At 70.8% G+C, this 19,647-nt stretch carries 11 protein-coding genes; 6 read left to right on the forward strand and 5 right to left on the reverse strand.

Translation table 11 applies throughout. From position 1 onward, the window contains the following. The first annotated feature begins 264 nt into the window (after window positions 1-264). On the forward strand, window positions 265-3,771 hold the full coding sequence (locus tag ABT170_RS08875) for a M28 family peptidase (RefSeq protein ID WP_351865297.1): 3,507 nt from the start codon (window positions 265-267) through the stop codon (window positions 3,769-3,771). Window positions 3,772-4,003: 232 nt separating this feature from the next. On the opposite strand, the gene ABT170_RS08880 is transcribed toward ABT170_RS08875, so the two are convergent. Continuing rightward, complete coding sequence (locus ABT170_RS08880; protein WP_351865299.1) at window positions 4,004-5,008, reverse strand: LuxR C-terminal-related transcriptional regulator; 1,005 nt, start codon at window positions 5,006-5,008, stop codon at window positions 4,004-4,006. A 269-nt stretch (window positions 5,009-5,277) separates the two neighbouring features. Between ABT170_RS08880 and ABT170_RS08885 the strand changes: the two genes are divergently transcribed. From ABT170_RS08885 to ABT170_RS08905, 5 genes are all read left to right on the forward strand, one after another. Continuing rightward, window positions 5,278-5,613 (forward strand): hypothetical protein, encoded by a 336-nt coding sequence (locus ABT170_RS08885; protein WP_329942927.1) that lies wholly within the window; start codon window positions 5,278-5,280, stop codon window positions 5,611-5,613. A 150-nt stretch (window positions 5,614-5,763) separates the two neighbouring features. Next, window positions 5,764-6,708 (forward strand): ABC transporter ATP-binding protein, encoded by a 945-nt coding sequence (locus ABT170_RS08890; protein WP_329942926.1) that lies wholly within the window; start codon window positions 5,764-5,766, stop codon window positions 6,706-6,708. Continuing rightward, window positions 6,705-7,673, forward strand: a complete 969-nt coding sequence (locus tag ABT170_RS08895) for an ABC-2 membrane transporter-related protein (RefSeq protein WP_351865303.1) — start codon at window positions 6,705-6,707, stop codon at window positions 7,671-7,673. The genes ABT170_RS08890 and ABT170_RS08895 overlap by 4 nt, the downstream gene beginning before the upstream one ends. A gap of 46 nt (window positions 7,674-7,719) precedes the next feature. Then, window positions 7,720-8,124, forward strand: coding sequence for a GntR family transcriptional regulator (locus tag ABT170_RS08900; protein ID WP_329943027.1), 405 nt, complete (start codon window positions 7,720-7,722; stop codon window positions 8,122-8,124). 126 nt (window positions 8,125-8,250) lie between these two features. Continuing rightward, a complete protein-coding gene (locus tag ABT170_RS08905; RefSeq protein WP_351865306.1) occupies window positions 8,251-9,621 on the forward strand; it encodes a cryptochrome/photolyase family protein in 1,371 nt (456 codons plus the stop codon). Window positions 9,622-9,696: 75 nt separating this feature from the next. On the opposite strand, the gene ABT170_RS08910 is transcribed toward ABT170_RS08905, so the two are convergent. From ABT170_RS08910 to ABT170_RS08925, 4 genes are all read right to left on the reverse strand, one after another. Further along, complete coding sequence (locus tag ABT170_RS08910; RefSeq protein WP_351865309.1) at window positions 9,697-12,633, reverse strand: tetratricopeptide repeat protein; 2,937 nt, start codon at window positions 12,631-12,633, stop codon at window positions 9,697-9,699. A gap of 2 nt (window positions 12,634-12,635) precedes the next feature. Beyond that, complete coding sequence (locus ABT170_RS08915; RefSeq protein WP_329942922.1) at window positions 12,636-14,483, reverse strand: HSP90 family protein; 1,848 nt, start codon at window positions 14,481-14,483, stop codon at window positions 12,636-12,638. Between the two features lie 60 nt (window positions 14,484-14,543). Continuing rightward, on the reverse strand, window positions 14,544-15,530 hold the full coding sequence (locus ABT170_RS08920; RefSeq protein WP_351865312.1) for a hypothetical protein: 987 nt from the start codon (window positions 15,528-15,530) through the stop codon (window positions 14,544-14,546). Between the two features lie 623 nt (window positions 15,531-16,153). Continuing rightward, window positions 16,154-19,615, reverse strand: a complete 3,462-nt coding sequence (locus ABT170_RS08925; protein WP_351865315.1) for a DEAD/DEAH box helicase family protein — start codon at window positions 19,613-19,615, stop codon at window positions 16,154-16,156. Window positions 19,616-19,647 lie beyond the last annotated feature (32 nt).

Below are 19,647 nucleotides of genomic sequence, written 5' to 3' on the forward strand. Positions count from 1 at the left end.
CGCGCCTCGCCGCACCACCGTGCGCCTCGCCGCACCACCGTGCCCGCGCACCGCCCCACGCCCGCGCACCGCCATGCCCGCGCGCCGAGGGATGCCGCGGGATGCCGCCTGCGTACCGACGGGTTCGGCCGGGCGCCGGCGCGTTCGGACCGCCCCATACACGCGCCTTATGGCCGGGAGAGATGGGCCACTTTGCCATGTTCACGCTCATACTCAGCAGCGCACATCTGCCCCGCCCGTCCTCCTCCCCCTTGGAGTGAACCCGTGCGATCCATCAGACTCACGGCCGTCGCGGCCACGCTGTCACTGACGGCCGGCCTCGCCGGCGTCGTGACGCAGACGGCCGCCGCGGCCGCCCCCCAGGCCAGGACCGCCACAGCCGCCGATCCCGCCGCGCGGGCCGTCGCGGCCGCCGACCGGGCCGTCGGCAGCGGCCTCGACTCGCTGGTCAACGCGCCGCAGGAACAGTACGAACGGCGCCGGGTCACCCCCTGGCTGAAGGGCCTCTACTCGGTCGCCTACGAGCGCAGCTACCGCGGCCTGCCGGTCGTGGGCGGTGACGCGGTGGTACTGGCCGACGGCGACGGCGACGTCCGCGCGGTGCGGTCCGCCAGCGACCGGCAGGTGGACGTGGCCACCGATCCGGGGATCAGCGCCGAACGCGCCGAGACGGTCGCCCGCACCAGGCTGGCCCGGGTCGACAAGGTCGTGGACAGCCGGCTGGTGGTGAAGATCACCGACGGGCGTCAGGCACTGGCCTGGGAGACCGTGCTGGCCGGCCGTACCAGGAACGCCCCCAGCAAGCTGCACGTCTATGTGGACGCGCGCACCGGCAAGGTCCTGGACACCCATGACGAGGTGGTGGCCGGCACCGGGAACAGCAAGTGGAACGGTCCCGCCCCGCTCGCCATCGACACCACCGCGTCGGGCGGCTCCTACTCGCTGCGGGATCCGAACCGTCCCGGGCTGAGCTGCGCCGACTACAGCACCGGCCAGGTCTTCTCGAAGTCCTCCGACTCCTGGGGCACCGGCAACCCCACCTCCAAGGAAACCGGCTGCGTGGACCTGATGTTCGCCGCGCAGAAGCAGTGGGACATGCTCAAGGACTGGCTGGGGCGCAACGGCGTCAACGGCAACGGCCGCTCCTTCCCCGGCAAGGTCGGCCTGAACGAGCTGAACGCCTACTGGGACGGCAGCCAGGTCACCATCGGCCGCAACAGCGCGAACCAGTGGATAGCCGGCATGGACGTGGTCGCCCACGAGTACGGGCACGCCATCGACACCAACACCCCCGGCGGCACCAGCGGCCAGGAGTCCGGTCTCGGCGAGGCCACCGGCGACATCTTCGGCGCGCTCACCGAGTCGTACGCCGGCCAGCCCGCGCCCTACGACGTCCCCGACTACACCGTCGGCGAGATGGTCGACCTCCAGGGCCGCGGCCCGATACGCAACATGTACAACCCGCCGGCCGTCAACAACGACCCCGCCTGCTACAGCTCCTCCATCCCCGGCACCGAGACGCACGCGGCGGCGGGACCGCTCAACCACTGGTTCTACCTGCTCGCCGAGGGCACCAGCCCCGGCGGCGGAAAGCCCAACAGCAGCACCTGCAACGGCACCACGCTGACCGGTGTGGGCATCACCACGGCCGGCAAGATCTTCTACGGGGGCATGCTGCTCAAGACCAGCAGCATGTCGTACAAGAAGTACCGGACGGCGACGCTGAGTTCGGCCAAGGCGCTCGATGCCACCTGCGGTCTGCACACGAAGACCAAGGCCGCCTGGGACGCGATCAGCGTGCCCGCCCAGACCGCTGACCCGGCCTGTACGCCCTCGGGCCAGAACAACGACTTCTCGATGGCCCTCAACCCGGCCTCCGGCAGCGTCCAGCAGGGCGCCTCGGTCAGCACCTCGGTGACCACCGGCACCACCACCGGGCAGGCCCAGCAGGTCACGCTGAGCGCCACCGGGCTGCCGTCCGGGGTCACCGCCGCGTTCTCCCCCGCCACCGTGCAGTCCGGCCAGTCCTCGACACTGACGCTGACCGCCTCGGCCAACGCCGCGCCCGGCTCCGCCACCGTCGTCGTGAAGGGCCAGGGCACGAGCCTGTCGCACACCGTCGACTACACGCTCAACGTCGGCGGCACCCAGCCGGGCACCGACCCGCCGAACATCGACGTGGCCGCCGTCCGGGCGCACCTCGGCCAACTGGGCTCCATCGCCTCGGCGAACGGCGGCAACCGCCGGGCCGGAAGCGCCGGGTACACCCAGTCGCTGGCCTATGTGAAGTCCAAGCTCCAGGCGGCCGGCTACACGGTCAGCGAGCAGACCTGCACCAGCTGCACCTACCCGTCGAACAACCTGATCGCCGACTGGCCGGGCGGCCCCGCGGACCAGACGGTCATGTTCGGCTCGCACCTGGACGGCGTCTCGGCCGGGCCCGGCATCAACGACAACGGCTCCGGCTCGGCGACCCTGCTGGAGAACGCGCTCGTGCTGGCGCAGAAGAACCCCACCATGACCAAGCACGTCCGCTTCGCCTGGTGGACCGACGAGGAGCAGGGGCTCAACGGCTCGAAGTTCTACGTCAACCGGCTCTCCAGCTCCGAGCGCACGGCCATCAAGACGTACTACAACTTCGACATGGTCGGCTCGACCAACGGCGGCTACTTCATCAACAACCTCAACTCGGCCGCCGCCGCCCCGATGAAGGCGTACTGGACCTCGCTCGGCCTGGCACCCGAGGAGAACACCGAGGGCCAGGGCCGCAGCGACGACTACTCCTTCCAGCAGGCCGGAATAGCGACCTCCGGGTACGCGGCAGGGGCCAACGCCCGCAAGACCGCCGCACAGGCGGCCAAGTGGGGCGGCTCGGCGAACGCCGCGTACGACTCCTGCTACCACAGCGCCTGCGACACGACGAACAACATCAACGCCACGGTGCTCGACCGCAGCGCCGACGGCGTGGCCTACACGATCTGGAAGCAGGCCGTCGGCGGCGACACCCCGGCGCAGGACTTCTCGGTCGCCGTCAGCCCGGCCGCCGGCAAGGCCGAGCCGGGCGGCAGCGCCACCGCGACGGTGAACACCACGACGGTCAGCGGCGCCGCCCAGACCGTGAACCTCTCGGTCGGCGGCGCACCCGCCGGGGTGAGCGCCTCGGTGAGCCCGGCCTCGGTGCGCACCGGCGATACGGCCACCCTCTCCGTCCAGGTCGGCGCCTCGGTGACGCCGGGCACGTACACCCTGACGGTCACCGCCGCCGGAAACGTCAGCCACAGCACCTCGTACACCCTGACCGTCGGCAGCGGCGGCGGCTGCACCCCGGCGCAGGTGGTCGTCAACGGCGGCTTCGAGAACGGCGGTTCGCCGTGGACCACCACCTCCGGTGTGATCACCGACCAGCCGGGCCAGACACCGCACAGCGGCTCGTTCTCGGCCTGGCTGAACGGCTGGGGCTCACCGCGCACCGACAGCGCCGCCCAGAGTGTGACCATCCCGGCCGGCTGCACCTCGGCCCGGCTCTCGTACTACGTGCACATCGACACCGCCGAGACGGAGGCCACCGCCTACGACACCCTCACCGTGACGGCGGGCGGCAGGACGCTGGCCGCCCTGTCGAACACCGACAGCGCCGCCGGGTACGCGCACAAGACCCACGACCTCGGGGAGTTCGCGGGACAGACGGTCGTCCTGAAGTTCACGGGTGTGGAGGACCAGTCGCTCCAGACCTCCTTCGTCGTGGACGACGTCACCCTGGACGTGGGCTGACCAGGTTCCACTGACCGGCCGGCCCGCTCATCCCGAACGGTGAGCATGCCTCCTGCCCGGTTCCGGCCCCCCGGCGCATTCGCCGCGGGGCCGGAGCCGGGCCTCGGCGGTTACGGGCGGTGCCCCGGACCCACACCCTCGTCCCCGGGCCCTCACCCGCGTCCCGGGGGCTCTCACCCTCGTCCCCGGGCCGACACCCTCGACCCCGGACCCTCACTCGCGTTCTCGGGCCTCACACCGTCAGCCAGCCGCGCTGCGCCGCCAGCGCGCCCAGTTGGAACCGGCTCCGGGCACCCAGCCTGCTCATCAGCTCGGCGGTGATCCGGCGGCTGGTACGGACGGACACCCCGAGCTTCCGGGCGATGACCTCGTCGGTGAGCCCGGCGGCGAGCAGCCCCAGGACGGCGGCCTCCTGATCGGCCGGAGCGCCGTCGGAATTCCGGCAGCGGTCGCGCTCGCGCTCCTCGCCGAAGCGTGACCCCATCTGCCAGACCTGCTCGAACAGCGCCTGGAGCGCGGCGACCGGCCCCGGGCTCGACAGCAGGAACGCGCCCCGGTCCTGGTCGAGGGGGTCCACCGGGACGAGCGCCACCCGGCGGTCCCAGATGATCATCCGCAGCGGCAGCTGGGGGACGGTCCTGACCTGCCCGCCCTGCTCACCGAGCCACTGGGCGTACTCACTGGTCGGCCGGTCGTTGCGGATGCTGTCCAGATAGACGCACCTGACCCGCACCGAGCGCTCCAGCAGCATCAGGTCCAGCGGACGGGACTCCTGGAGGCTCACCGCCGGCTGGGCGCCGCCCGGGAGAAACACCTCGACCTCGTCGTGGCATTCATGGCTGACCCTCTCGATACAGGCCTGGACCGCGTCCGGGCCGCTCGCCAGCTTGACCGTGCTGGGGGCGAACCGGTCCTCCTCGTCCCGGTAGTCCGCGATCAGCCGGGCCACCGCGAGCTTGCTCTCCGAAAGCGTCTGCTGGAGTTTCAGGAGTTCCATCTCCTGGGACTGGATCAGCATTTTGAGTCCGAGTTCGGGATCCACCGGACGCGAACTTCCACGATTCTCCCAGGACGGCCGTACGAGCGAAAGCTCGGAAAGCTCGGCGAGTGCGGTGGAAACCCGGTCGACGGACCAGCCGAACTGTTCCGCCAGCACCTGTACCTCTGCGGTCGGTTCCTTCAGCAGAGTGCGATAGGCGTATTCCGCATCCTGACCGAGCCCGATCTCCTTGAGCATGCCATTCCCCCTCCGCGCCACGGCGTTCCCCCACACCACGCATGGACCGAACCGTTCCCTTGATTCTCACATCACTGCCGAAGCAGGCGGCACTGGAGGAAAGTGCTTCGCATTCCACCGGCTTCTCGGGGGGAGCTTAGCCCTCCCCTCTTTCGCCACATTTTCGCGAGGGTTCCCCCGCAGGAAATCGCAGAGAAATGTAGTCAAAAATTGGGTGGGGTACGGTTTGACCAGAACGAACGAAGCAGCAATCGAGGGGGATCTCAAGAATGCGTGAGAACAGAACTTTCTTCGCGGCGGTCATCGGTGCGGCCTGCCTGAACGTCCTGCTCTTCGCCGGTACGGCGAACGCCGGAACGGACGACGACCTGCCCTGGACGAAGGCGGCCCCGACGGCCGGCGCGACGCTCACCGCGACGAACGGCACGGACGACGACCTGCCCTGGACCGGCCCCGGCCCCAACCCGTCCCCCTCCCCGTCCCCGTCCTCGCTCACCGTCACCGCCGCGGTCGCCCCCGACGCGGTGTCCGGCGACACCGAGCCGGACCCCGGCACCGGTACGGACACGGACGAGCCGGACCCGGACCTGCCCTGGACCCGCTAGCACAAGCACCACCGCGCGAGGCGTCGGCCGAGAAGGTACCCAGGGGGGTCCTCGGCCGGCGCCTCGCGCGTTCTCCGCCCGCCGCTTGACACGCCCTCACCCAAAACTCCATGATTCCATTAGTTGACTAGTGGAATCGAGGCGAGGCGCGTGGCAGACACGAGCACCCCGAACGGGACTTCGGGCACATGGGCCCTGGAGGCCCGCGGCCTGGGCAAGCGGTACCGGCGCGGCTGGGCGCTGCGCGACTGCTCCTTCCGGCTGCCGGCCGGACGGATCTGCGGTCTCGTCGGCCCCAACGGCGCGGGCAAGAGCACCCTGCTGGGCATGGCCACCAGGCAGGTGCAGCCGACCGACGGTGAACTCCGGGTCTTCGGCATCCCCGTGCGGGACCCCGCCGTGCTGCCCAGATTCGCCTTCCTCGGACAGGACAAGCCCCTGTTCAAGCGGTTCACCGTGGCCGAGACACTGCGTATGGGCAGCGAGCTCAACCCCGGCTGGGACCAGGCGGCGGCCGAACGGATCGTCCGCTCGGGCCAGGTCCCGATGGACGCCCGGGTCGGCACGCTCTCCGGCGGCCAGCGCACCCGCGTCGCCTTCGCGCTCGCCTTCGGCAAGCGGCCCGATCTGCTGCTGCTGGACGAGCCGATGTCGGACCTGGACCCGCTGGCCCGCGACGAGATGAGCACGCTGCTGATGGCGGAGGCCGTCGAGCGCGGCACCACCGTGGTGATGTCCTCCCACATGCTGACGGAGCTGGAGGACATGTGCGACTACCTGCTGGTCCTCGCCGACGGCAGGATCAGGATGGCCGGTGACGCCGACGCGCTGGTCCCGGCCCACTGTCTGGTCACGGGTGTCACCGAGGACGGGGCGCTGCCCTCCGCGCTCGCCCCGCACACCGTGGTCGAAGCGAAGATCCAGGGACGGCAGTTCCACGCCCTGGTCCGGCCGAAGGGCCCCCTCTCCGGCGACTGGCAGATCTCCGAACCCAGTCTGGAAGAAGTACTGCTCGCCCATCTCCGCTCACCGGACGCGCCCTCGCTGTACACGCCCGGCGCCCGTATCGAGGCCGAAGGGACCAGGACCGCATGAGCACCACCCTGACCGACTCCCGTACCGAACGGGCCGACCGGCCGCGGATGCTGCGCGGGCTGAGCTGGCTCGTGGTACGCCAGCACCGTGCCGCGCTGGCCTCCGTCCTCGCGCTGGTGCTTCTCTGCTCAGCACTGATCGTGTACCAGCGCGCCGAGCTGATCCAGCTGCTGGACGACGCGGGCTGGCCCGCGAAGCCCGCCCCCGAACAGCCCCTGGGGGACCAGTACAACTACCTCTCCACCCTGCTGGGCGCGCTGCCGGTGATCCTCGCCGTGTTCTTCGGCGCCCCCCTGATCGCCGCCGACCAGGAGCAGGGCACCGCCCAGCTGGCCACCACCCAGTCCGTGACCCGCCTGCGCTGGCTGACCGTCAAGATCGCCTGGTGCCTGGCCGTGGCCGTGGCGGCCGGCGCGGTGCTCTCCGCGCTCTTCACCTGGTGGTGGGAGCCCTACCGCTCGGTCTTCCCCAGTACCTGGGTGGAGGGCTCGATCTTCGACAACACCGGACCCGTGCTCCCGGCGCTCTGTCTCTTCCTCACCGCCGCCGGCATCACCATCGGCGTGCTGCTGCGCCGCGTCCTGGCCTCGATGGTGGTCACCTTCGTCTTCTCCGCGGCCGTGCAGATCCTCTGGGGCGAGCTCCGGCTGCACCTGGCTCCGACCCATCTGTTCACCTACCCGCTGGACAGTGAGCTCCCGGCCCGCTTCGCCGAGTCGTACGAGGTGGACCGATGGGTCGCGAGCGCCGACGGGACCCTCTACGGCTGGGGCTCCTGCGCCGAGACGACCGAGAAGGCCACCGCCGCGTGCCTCAAGGGGAAGGGCATCGTCAACAGCGTCATCGAATACCTCGACTACGACCAGATGGCGGCCATGCAGTGGACCGGCGCGGGCATCCTGATCGCCGGTACGGCACTGCTGACGGCCTTCACCCTGCGGCGGGTCTCGCGGCGCCCCCTGTAGGGCACCCCGCACCCGTATACGTAAAGTGTCGGCAATCGAGCGGAAGGTGAAGTCCGTGGTCGTATTCCGCATCGACCGGCGAAGCGGAGTGGCAACGTATCTCCAGATCGTCCGGCAGGTCGAACAGGCCCTGCGCATGGGCGCTCTGAAGGAGGGCGACCGGCTGCCCACCGCCGCGCAGGTCGCGGCGACCACCAAGGTCAATCCGAACACCACCCTCAAGGCCTACCGCGAGCTGGAACGGGCGGGCCTGGCCGAGGTGCGCCAGGGAGCGGGCACCTTCATCACCCGCTCCCTCGCCCAGCCCCTGACGGGCCCCGGCTCCCCGCTGCACGGCGCGCTGTCCGAATGGATGCGCCAGGCGCGGGCCGAGGGACTCAGCGGCCAGGACGTCGACGCCCTCTTCCGGGCCGCGTTCGAAGCCGCGTACCCGTCCGGGTCGGACACCTGATCCCACCGGCACGGCTCCGTACGGCTCCCCCGGCCGTCCGATACGTTCCCTCTCGCATCCCGGACCCGCGAGAAAGGCCGGTCACATGACCGAGAGGGACACCTACCGGACGGCCGGAGCGCACAAGTGAGCGTCTCCGTCTGCCTGTTCACCGCCGATCTCCGGCTGCACGACAATCCGGTACTGCGTGCCGCGCTGCGGAGCGCCGAGCGGGTGGTCCCGCTGTTCGTGCTCGACGAGGGCGTGCACGCGGCCGGATTCGACGCACCCAACCGACGGGCCTTCCTCGCCGACTGCCTGGCCGGCCTCGACGCCGGCCTGCGGGAACGCGGCGGCCGGCTGGTGCTCCGGTCCGGCGAGGCGGTGGCGGAGGTCTGCGCGGTGGCCGACCGCTACGGGGCCCGCGAGGTGCACGTGGCCGCAGGCTCCAGCGCCTACGCACAGCGGCGCGAGGAGCGGCTGGGCGCGGCCCTCGCCCGGCGGGGCCGCACGCTGCGGGTCCACGACGCGGTGGTCACGGTGGTTCCGCCGGGGGCCCAAGTGCCCCAGGGCAAGGACCACTTCGCGGTGTTCACCCCGTACTTCCGGCGGTGGCGGGGAACGGCCGCCCGCAAGCCCCTGGCCGCCCCCCGGTCCGTTCCGGTCCCCGCGGACATCGGCCCGCCCGACCTGCCCGGACGCGCCGGGATCGCCGGAGTGTCCCCGGGGCTCGCGACGGGCGGCGAGGACGAGGCCCGCCGCCGTGTCACCTCCTGGCTGCGCACCTCCCTGGACGCCTACGCCGACCGGAACTCCGACCTCGCGGCCGACGCCACCTCACGGCTCTCCCCGCACCTGCACTTCGGCACCCTGTCCGCCACCGAGCTGGTCCACCGGGCCGGACTCGGGCACCCCGCGAACCCCGGCGCCGAGGCCTTCGTACGCCAGCTGGCCTGGCGCGACTTCCACCAGCAGGTCCTGGCGGCCCGGCCGCAGGCCGCGCACACCGACTACCGACCCCGGCACGACCGCTGGCGGCACGACGACGCCGAGGCGCAGGCCTGGCGCGACGGCCGCACCGGCTATCCGGTGATCGACGCGGCGATGCGCCAGCTGCGCCACGAGGGCTGGATGCCGGGCCGGGCCCGCATGCTGACGGCGAGCTTCCTCACCAAGACGCTCTACCTGGACTGGCGCGTCGGCGCCCGGCACTTCCTGGACCTGCTGGTCGACGGGGACGTGGCCAACAACCAGCTCAACTGGCAGTGGACGGCCGGCACCGGCACCGACACCCGTCCCAACCGGGTCCTCAACCCCACCGCCCAGGCCCGCCGCCACGACCCGCGGGGCGACTACGTACGCCGCTGGGTGCCCGAACTGGCCGGCCTGGAGGGCGCGGCGGTCCATGAGCCCTGGAAGCTCCCGCCCCGGGAACGGGCCCGCTACGACTATCCGGCCCCGCTCGTCGAACTCCCCGCCGCCCTGGCCCGGTTCACCGACGCGCGCGGGCTCGGGTAGCCGCGGCGGGACGAGGGGCGGTGCGCCGGAGCCCACGCCCCGGCGCACCGCCCTCGTGCGTCCACCGCCTGCGTGTCACTCCTCGTCGCGCAGCCGGGCGGCCAGGGAGCCCAGTTCCCCGGCCTCCTCGGTGTGGCCCAGGGCGGTCAGACGGGAGACCGCGGAGTCGAGGCGGGCGAGGGCGGGAGCGGGACGCTCCAGGTAGAGGCCCTCCACGGCACCGGCGAGACGGACGCACTCGGCCCACTCCTCGGCGCTGCCCTCCTCCGGTCCCGGCTCCCCGATCAGGACGAGCGCCTCGTCCAGGGCGGACACGGCGGCCTCGTACTCACCGGCATGGGCGTGGACCCGCCCGTACTCGTAGGCCAGGGCGGTGTCCAGGGACCGCCCGCGGGCCTCGTACCCGGCGGCACGGGCCTCGTCGGCGACCCTGCCCGCGTCGGCGAGCCGCGCCAGGGCGTCGGGCAGGCCGTCGGGGCCCTGCTGCTGGGCCTGGAGACGGGCGAGTTCGCGCAGGCAGTTGCTGAGCTGCTCATAGCGCGGGGCGCGGGCATGGGCGGCGAGTGCCTGCTCCGCGACCTCACGGGCCCGGCCGAACTCGCCGGACTCGCCGAGGAGTACGGCGGTCTCGGCGGCGATCATGGCGTGGCTCCCCGGGTCGTCCTCCCAGTCGGCCGACTCGGCGGCGAGGACGAGCAGTTCCGCCGTGGCGGCCTTGAGGTCCTCCCCCGCGTGCAGCGCGCGGGCGCGGGTCAGCCGGAGCTGGGCGACGAGCCGGTCGTCCAGCTCGCCGCCGGTGACGTCCGGTCCGGCCAGCAGGGAGTCGAGCAGCGCGATGCAGTCCTCGACCCGGCCCAGGTCGAGGCAGAGCTGGGCCGCGTTGCTGTATGTGCAGAACGCGTCCGTCCGGCTGCCGCCGCGCAGGTCCAGCTCCGCCGAACGCGTCAGGTGCCGCAGTGCCTCGTCGGGACGGCCGAGGTGCATGCAGGCCTCGGCCAGATCGCTGTGGATGCGGCTGGTGTCGACCGTGCCGGCCGGCCAGTCGGCGGCCAGTCGCAGCCCTTCGGCCAGGTCCGCGTGGGCGGCCGGCGCGTCCCGGAGGCCGAGCTGGAGCCGGCCGCGCAGTCCGAGCGTACGGGGCAGGTGCCAGGCGGGTCCGGACGCCTTCAGCCGGTCGAGCAGGCCGTCGGTCTCGGTGACCGCGGCGGGCAGGTCGCCGGAGAGCGCGTGGGTGCTGGCGCGCAGCAGCAGGGCGCCGGAGATCTGGCTGCCGACGTCGTGCCGGGTGGCGAACGCGTGCAGCAGGTCCGCCTCGGCGAAGACCGGTGCGACGTGCTCCTCGCTCCCCGAGGTCTGCAACCGCATTCCGAGCGCGGTCGCCCGCAGCCGCAGCAGGCGGGCCTCCTGGTGCGGGGCGAGGCCGGGCGTCTCCTCGTGCAGGCGGACCATGGCCGCGTGGGCGGCGGTCAGCGCGGCGGCCTTCGCCCCGGCGTCCTCGCCGTCGCCCTCCGCGGGGATCTCGGCGGTGGCCAGCAGCGCGCACGCGCGGGCGAACGCCGCGTCACCCGGTGCTCCGGCGTCGTCGTACAGGCCCGCCGCCTCCTCGTGCAGAGCGGCGGAATCGGCGAACTCGTCCTTCTCGCCCGCCCGGCCCGCCTCGTCGGCCAGCAGGTCGGCGCGCAGCCGTACGAGCGGGCCCACCGCCGGGTCCTCGGGGTGGGTGTAGTCGCGGGCGGCGGCGCGCGTGCGCAGCCGCTCCCAGCAGGCCCGCGCGTCCGGGTGCCCCTCCTTCTCCAGCGCCCGTGCCCGGAGGATGAGTTCGGGCAGCGACTCCGGTGCGCCGGCGTCCGTGCGGGCGGCGGGCGCGGCCACCGGGGCGGCCGGGGTCACATCGTCGAGGCGGCGGGTGCGCAGGGTCAGTTCCAGCGCGTCCAGGAGCGGGGCACGCTCCAGGCGGGCGCGGCGGCGGTCGGTGTGGGCCGTGGTTCCGTTGCGGGCGTCGAAGCGGGCGGCGAGGTCCTCGCCGCGTCCCCGCACCTCGGCGCGCAGGGCGGCCACCGTCCAGGTGCGGCCCGCGTATCCCGCGGCGGGCAGCTCGCCGTGGCCGAGGAGTTCGACGCGCTGGAGGAGGACCTCCACGCCGGTGAGGAAGCCGGACATCTCCAGCGGCGACTCCACCTCGTCGAACAGGTTCCGGTTCTCGGCGAGCAGTTCCAGGCCGCGGGCCTCGTTGCCCGTCAGCGCGCAGAACTCCAGGTGCCGGCCGATCTCGGCGGACATCGAGGGGTTGCGGCGGCAGCCGCGGTAGCCGGCGAGGTGCAGTTCGCGGGCCCGGTCGGTTCGGCCGGTGCGCAGCAGGGGCAGCAGCGCGTACGAGACGGAGCGGGCCGGTTCCTCCTGGCAGGACTCCTTCCCGGCCAGGACGGGCTCCCAGACGCCCAGCGCCCGCTCGTCGTCGCCCGCCGCGAGATGGTGCCGGGCCAGCTCGCAGATCTCGCAGGCCTCGCAGTCGCTGAGCGGGGTACGGGGGCGGCCCGCCCACAGCTCGTGGGCGAGGGTGGTGCCCTCACCGATGTGGGCGGCGAGCTGATACGCCTGTCCGTAGTAGGGCTGGAGGCCCAGGCCGGCCCTCTCGTACCGGTCGCGCATCTCCGTCAGCCACTGGCGCAGCGCGGCCAGTGGTATCTCGGGCAGGGCGAGCAGGGCGTTGGCCACCCACTTGAACCGCCAGAACAGCAGATGGCGCCGGCGCTCGTCGAAGACCTCGGGCTGCTCGTCGAACAGGGTGAGCAGACGGGCGAAGACGACGGGCGACTTCCGGGGTTCGGAGCCGTAGGTGTACGCCTCCTGGAGTTCGAAGAGCGCGTGAACGAGCGGGACCGGCTCCGCGAACTGCTCGGCGGCGTCGACGAGTTCCTCGGCGGTCACCGTGCGGGTCCGGCCGTAGGGGCGCCGGTCGTTCTCCTGGAGCGCCTCGTACAGCTCGTCGGTGGTCTGGGGTGCGGTCGGCATCGTCAGCTGTCCTTGCGCAGGGCGTGGGCGAGAAGGTCGAGGAAGGAGCGGTTGATGAGGCTCGATTCGGCGGGCCGGAGCGGGCGCCGCGACAGCAGCGCGGCCTGCCCGTAGAGGGCTTCGGCGCTGGTGCGGGCCAGCTCGGGCTCGTCGATGGCGACGGCGGTGCGGACCAGCGGGTTGAGCTGGTTGAGGATCAGCTGGGCCCGCGGGGCCTCCTGGCGCAGCGCGCCGAGGATGTCGCCCCACAGGCCGCCCTCCTGCTCACGGGCGAGCTGGGAGCGGGTGCGCTCGTGCCGGGCCTCGCGGCTGTCGACGAGCAGGGCGGGGGCGGAGGCGGGGTGGAAGGTGCGCAGCGCGACATCGCAGTCGAAGACGGCGAGGGCGTCGCGGGCCAGGCCGAGGTAGGCCGCGGCGGCCAGTTCCGTCTCACGGTCGACGGGGTCCAGGTGGGCGGTGAGGGTCGCCGGGTCGAGGTCGGCGACGCTGACCTCGGACCTGACCTCGGGCAGCCGGTGGACCAGTTCGCGGTCGAAGGTGTAGCCACCGTTGACGACGCCGAGCCCGGCGGCCGAGGCGATCGCCGCGACCTGCCGGAACTCCTCCACGCTCGATGTGACGAGCACGGTGCGGTGGGTCCGCGCGAACTCGTCGAGGGTGGTGTGCCCGTCGGTGGTCTCGAACGGCAGCCAGGGCAGCAGCATCCGCAGGATCTCGTCGTCGTGCACCGCGAGCGACTTCACGGCCAGGTGATGGGCCTGGAGGAAGCGGGCGAGCAGGTCCGGGTCGCTGGCGGCGGCACGGGCGATCCACGCGCGCAGCCGCTCGGTGAGGGCGTCGCGGACCGCGGCGAGCGTGTCGTCCTCGTACAGGGACTCGCGGGACGCCGTCGGACGCAGGCTCTCGGCATCGACGACGCAGCGGACGAAGAACGCCCACTCGGGCAGGATCTCCTCGGCCTTCTCGGACAGCAGCATGCCCTTGACGTGCACGCGGTGGCCGTGGCGGCGCCCGGCCGGCACCGCCTCGGGCAGCACGCACGCGATGCCCTTCAGACCCACGGCCGGCAGGTCCAGCTCGATGACGTCCAGCGGCGTGAACCCGAAGACCTCCTCGCCGTACGCGGCCAGCGCCCGGGACCGGGTGCCCGGGGTGGGGTACGTACGCGCCCAGGGCGCGGGCTCGGGGTTGACGGACGCCCCCGGACCGCCCGTGCCGTCGTCGAAGGTCACCGGGTGGCGCAGCAGGGAGCCGAAGTGCCGGGCCAGCGCGTGCACCTGGGCCGGCCGGGTCCACTCGCCCGCGTCGGCGCGCGGTGTCAGCGTGACGGTCGTACCGGGCCGGGGGCGGGCGGACGCGGGCAGGGTACGGACGGTGTAGCTGCCGTCGCCGCGCCCCCGCCACTCCACGGCGGGTGCGTCGGGGGTGCGGGCGGAGCGGCTCAGGACGTGGATCTCGTCCGCGACCAGGAAGCAGGACAGCAGCCCGATCCCGAACTGGCCGATGAAGTCGCCGCGTTGCTCGGCGATCCGTTCGGCGCGCTTGCTGCTGCGGCCGATCGTGGCGAGGAAGGTGTGCACATCGGCCTCGGTGAGACCGACCCCGTCGTCCTCGACGCGTACGGCCGAACCGTCGGCGTACAGCCGGATGCCGAAGGCGTCGGCGGGGGCGTCCGGTTCGAGGCCGCGCCGGGCGGTCAGCGCGTCCACCGCGTTCTGCAGGAGTTCGCGCAGATAGACACGGGGGCTGGAGTAGAGGTGGTGGGAGAGGAGATCGACCAGGCCGCGCAGATCCACCTGGAAGGTGCGATCGGCGCCGGGCGGGTTCGCGGCGGTGTCGGGCAGAGTCATCGGGCAGTCCGGGGCAGTAGGAACGGCGAGTGGCGGGGAGGTACCGGGACCGGCGTGCGCTCAGCCGCGGCGGTGGCGGCGCGCGAACTGCTTCTCGGGCTCCGCGAAATAGACCCAGGGCCAGCTGGTGTAGGCGCCGTCGAGCGCCTGGAAGACGCGCCTGACCGTATGGCGCTCACCGGCCAGCGACAGGGCCATGGCGAACGTGTTGAAGTCGTGCTGCCAGCCCGGGGCACGCACATAGGCGGGGTGGAGGATGCTGTGGTCGGCCACGGCCCTCAACTCCGCCTGGATCTCGGGAGTGCGGAGGCGGTCCTCGCCGTCCGACTCGACCCATTCCTCGATGTGCGCCATGGCGACCACACAGCCGAGCCGGTGCCCCTGCGGAGCGCGGGCGAGCGCGTCACGGGCGAACGCCAGGGCCTCGCCCGGCTCGCCGCCCCAGCGGGGCTGCAACTGCGACAGCCATTCGAGGTGGGTCTCCAGATCCAGCGGGTCACGGCGCAGCGCGGCGTCGAACCGGGTCCGGTTGACGGCGGGCCCCAGCGACATGCCCCGGCCGGACGTGAGGAGACGGCGCCACGGCGTGACCCACTCCGGCCGCAGCTCGGCGGCTTCGAGGAGCTGTTCCTCGGCGATACGGAGCCGCTCGTGGAAGACCCGCCACTGCTCCTGACTGACGTTGACGGCACGCTCGTCGGTACGCGCCTCCCAACCCCAGTCGATGTAGCGCGCCCCGGATATCAGCAGTGCCTCCGCCCGGTGCTCCTTGTCCTCCTCGACGGCCCGGCCGATCCAGTCCTGCACCCCGTCCAGCTCGGCGATCTCCCCCAGGACCTGATGATCGCGGCCGAGATCGAAGGGGGCCAGCGCCGCCTTCACCGCCTCCCAGTCCCCCGCGTCCGCCGCCTCCACCAACGCGAGCACCCGCCGGTCCCCGAGCGCGCGCAGCGTGTACATCCCGTTCTTCTGCCTGCGCGGAACAGGAAGGGCGTGCGGATCCGTCTCCGGTCTCTCCTCACGCCCACCGAACAGCTTGCCGAACATACTGCGCCCTCCCCTGGTCCCGCATGATCGTCGGGTGCAGCATAAGCGGCCCTACCGACATCGCTTCCACAGGGTTTTCACCGGCACTTCACGACTCGGCACGGCGGATTCCGGCGGCCACGTACCCCCGTCCGTCACCCCACCGCCAGCCCGCACCCCAGAGCCCGCAGGCGCCCGACCGCCCCGATCACCGGAAACAGAAAACCCCAGGTCACGGTGAGTGAATCCTGGGGTTTCTCTGAGCCGCCTTCGGGATTCGAACCCGAGACCTACGCATTACGAGGGCCTGCAAGATCGTGACGGGTGGTGACCCGTGATCACGCTAGATCCGGTTTTGCCTGGTCAGAGACTTATCGGGCTCGGCGGCATGACGCCTAATCCGGTGGGCGCTGCGCCGTCCGCTCACGCATCGCTCACGCACCAACTACTGAATCTCAGCGTGTCCGCCAGTCCTTGTGGGGAGAGACGGTGAGGCTGCCCCCTGCCCACTTCATCCCGCAGACAGGGCAGATCACGTACCAGTCATCGCCTGGTGCACTTTCGTCCATATGCCCCTGCTGTCCAGTTCCGGGGCAAGCCTCAGTGACTTCTTCGCGCATTGCTTCTCCTCCATACAGTGCGGGCTACGCCACGCCCTCGTCAGCGACAGCGGTCGAGCGGATCGAGTGGATGACAGACACCATGATGTCCACTTCGGCCTCGCGGAAGATCGCCTCGGGTCCGGTCGGGGCGAGCGCGGTGAACGGTGACTCGTAGAGTGCGTCAACGTCTATCGTGCCGTTGCGCGCCAGGTAGTCGATCAGCTCGTTGACGAACCGGAGTTGGTTGGCCGTGAGCGTCTTGCCCTGTTGGAAGGAGTCGAAGGCCAGGGCCGCCGCCTCCCGCTCCAGACCAGTCAGTGACCGGAGGAACAGGCCGAGGCCGCCCTTGGCCTCCTTGATGTAGTCGATGTCCGTCGAGGTGCCGAGGCCGGCCTCAACGAAGATCTTCTCCAGCTCCGACAGGTCCAGAGCCGTGATCTGCTTGTTGCGGCGGATCTTCTGGACGGCAAGCTGGTCCTGGTGCGTGTTGAGGTAGATACGGATCTTCTGCTCGAAGCGGGTGAGGTCGGTACCGATCTCCATGCCGGTGAGCGTGGCAGCAGTCAGCTCGCCCAGCTCGTCCTCGAAGTCGGTGTACACGATGCCGCGCTTGGTCTTCTCGATCAGCCGGACCAGGCCACGCAGGCGGCGGCGCATGGTCTCCAGCAGGGGCAGCGTCACGTCCTGCCACCACTCGTCGCCTGCGACCTCGTCGAGCAGAACCTGCTGTGCCTTGATCGCGGGAATGGTCAGCTGGTCGAGCAGGGTGGACGCAATCTCCTGGACCTGATCCCGTAGCCGGGTGAAGCCTGGGTCTCCGTTCGCGACGGCGAGCTGGAGACGAAGCGCGAGCAGGTCGAAGCGCTTGGCCTCCTCGCCGGCGTCGTCCTTGTCGCGAAAGGCGGTCGGGAGTCCGGCCAGGTGGTCGATGACCTCGCCATGCGCGTCGGGCGTGAACTCCAGCCAGGCGTCGAAGTCGGCGAAGTTCTCGACCTGTTCGCGGTGCGGGCGGACCAGGAAGTTCTCCGGGTTCATCGCCGTGACCTCGTCATGCAGTCGAGTGGCGAGATCCCATCGCAGACCGGAGTCGCTGACGGTGCCGTCGGACTCAGGCCGCGTAGCGATCACTGCGGCTGCTTGGTGGTCGCGGGCGGAGCTGTCATCAAGGGCGAGAAGCAGGTCGGCTCTGCGCTCGAAGATCCGCTGGCTCAGCGAGGGGGCGACCTTGCCTTCGGCGCGCATCAGGTTCTGGTTGAAGAACTCGATGTTCTGGCACAGGTCGAAGACCAGGAAGCCGTCCTTGCTGCGGTTCGGGCCGAAGAGGTCGGGCGCGAGGCGGGTACCGCGGCCGATCATCTGCCAGAACTTGGTCTTGGAGCGCACCAGCTTGAAGAAGACGAGATTGACGACTTCGGGGACGTCGATGCCGGTGTCCAGCATGTCCACAGAGATCGCGATCTGCGGAAGCTCGGCCGCGTCGGAAAACTTATCGATCAGGCTCTGGGCGTACTCCTTGCGGTAGGTGATGACCTGCGCGAAGGCACCCTTGAGGTGCGGATAGTTCTTGTCGAACCGCTCGGCAATGAACTCCGCGTGGTTGTTGTTGGCAGCGAAGACAATGGTCTTGCCCAGCTTATCGCCGCCATCGACCTTCAGGCCGTGCGTCATCAGGGTCTGCAGGACCTTGTCGACGGTATCGGCGTTGAAGAGGTACTTGTTCAGTTCCTCCGTGGTGATCTCGTCCGGGACGTCACCGTCCTCGTTCCACTCCGTCTCGTCCCACTTCTCCTTGTCCTCTTCGGACAAGTCGTCGTACTTGATGCCGCCACGCTGGAACTTCAGCGGGACATCGACGGCCCGCGGCGCCACGAGGTACCCCTCGGCCACGGCCTCGTCCAGGCTGTAGACGTCGGTGGGCACGCCGTCTTCGAGTTCGAAGCGGCGGTAGGTGTTGCGGTCGACCTCGTCCTTGGGCGTCGCCGTCAAACCGACGAGGAGCGAGTCGAAATAGTCGAAGATCGCGCCGTACCGCTGGTAGATCGAACGATGCGCCTCGTCGATGACGATCAGGTCGAAGAAGCCGGGGCCGAAGATGCGGCGGCCATCGGCGTCGGTCTGGTCGATCAGGTTCATCATGGTCGGGTAGGTGGAGACGAACACGCGCGAATGCGGGTCCTTCTCCTCCAGCAGGTTCACGGGGTTGGCACCGGGCAGGTGCTTCTTGAACTCGTTGGTGGCCTGCTTGACCAGGGCCTTGCGGTCGGCGAGGAAGAGGATGCGCTTGGCCCAGTTGGCGCGCATCATCAGGTCGCTGAGCGCGATCACGGTCCGGGTCTTACCGGAACCGGTCGCCATCACGAGCAGGGCGTGGCGCAGCGAGTCCTGCTCGAAGGAGCCAGCGATCCGCCGTATCGCGCGGGACTGGTAGTGGCGGCTGGCGATCTGCTCATTGATCGGCAGCTTGGCGAGGTTTCGGCGGCTGGCCCTGCGCTGGATCAGGAGGCGCAGCTCGTCCTTGGTGTAGAAGCCCTGGACCTCGCGGGGCGGGTAGTTGAGGTCGTCGAACAGGTACGTGCGGTAGCCGTTGGTGTAGAAGATCACCGGCCGCTGCTTGAACTGCGCTTCCAGGGCATCGGCGTAGAGCGTCGCCTGGTACTTGCCCTGCTTCGGGTCGCGGGTGGTCCGCTTGGCCTCGACGACGGCCAGGGGCTTGCCGTCGTCGTCCCACAGGACGTAGTCGACCTTGCCCTTGCCGGAAGGCGCGGCCGAGGTCGGCAGCCCGGTGACCGGATACTCACGGTCTCTCGGCTGGTCCAGCGCCCAGCCGGCTTCCTTGAGGAGGAGGTCGATGATGAGCGAGCGAGTCTCGGCCTCGTTGTAGTCGTGGGTGTCCGGCTGAGCCTCGTTCGCGGCTTTAGCTGCCTTGACCTGCGCGCGCAGCTCAGCGATCTCGGCGTCGAGGTCCTGATTCTTCTTCCGCTCGGCGGCCAGCGCGGCATCCTGCTCGGCGTACTTCTCGGCCTGGGCCTTCAGCTCGGCCTGCTTGGCGATCCGCCCCTCAGCCGGGACGGGCCGAGGTATCAGCGCCGTGTCGAACGCGAGTGTAGACACGGGCAGTCGGGCTTGGTCACGGGTATAGGTGCGGGCCATCCAGTACAGGACGTGGAACAACTCAGCGACCGTGCGCACAGCGTCCTTGGGAGCGATGGGCGTCTTCCGATGAACGGCAGCATTGCCCTGCCGCCGAATCACGTCCATCTTCGCCCGGATAGCAGGACCTGCAACCTTCACCAACGTCGGCTCGGCAATCAGCGCCGCCAGGTCATTCTGATACGGCAGCTTGAGCGTGTCGTCCACCTCGAACATCCACGTCACTGCAAGCTCGAGCACCCGCCGCGCGTAGAACGCGGACGCCCGCGGGTCCGCGTATGCCAGTCGCTCGGCGTGCACAGCCTCGCGGTGCAGCTCATGCCACTCGGCGTGGAGAAACCCAAAGTTACTCACGGACTTGGTGACCTTTCACTTAGGCTGGCGAC

It is taken from the genome of Streptomyces sp. NPDC001787, from assembly GCF_040297465.1.
Taxonomy (GTDB): domain Bacteria; phylum Actinomycetota; class Actinomycetes; order Streptomycetales; family Streptomycetaceae; genus Streptomyces.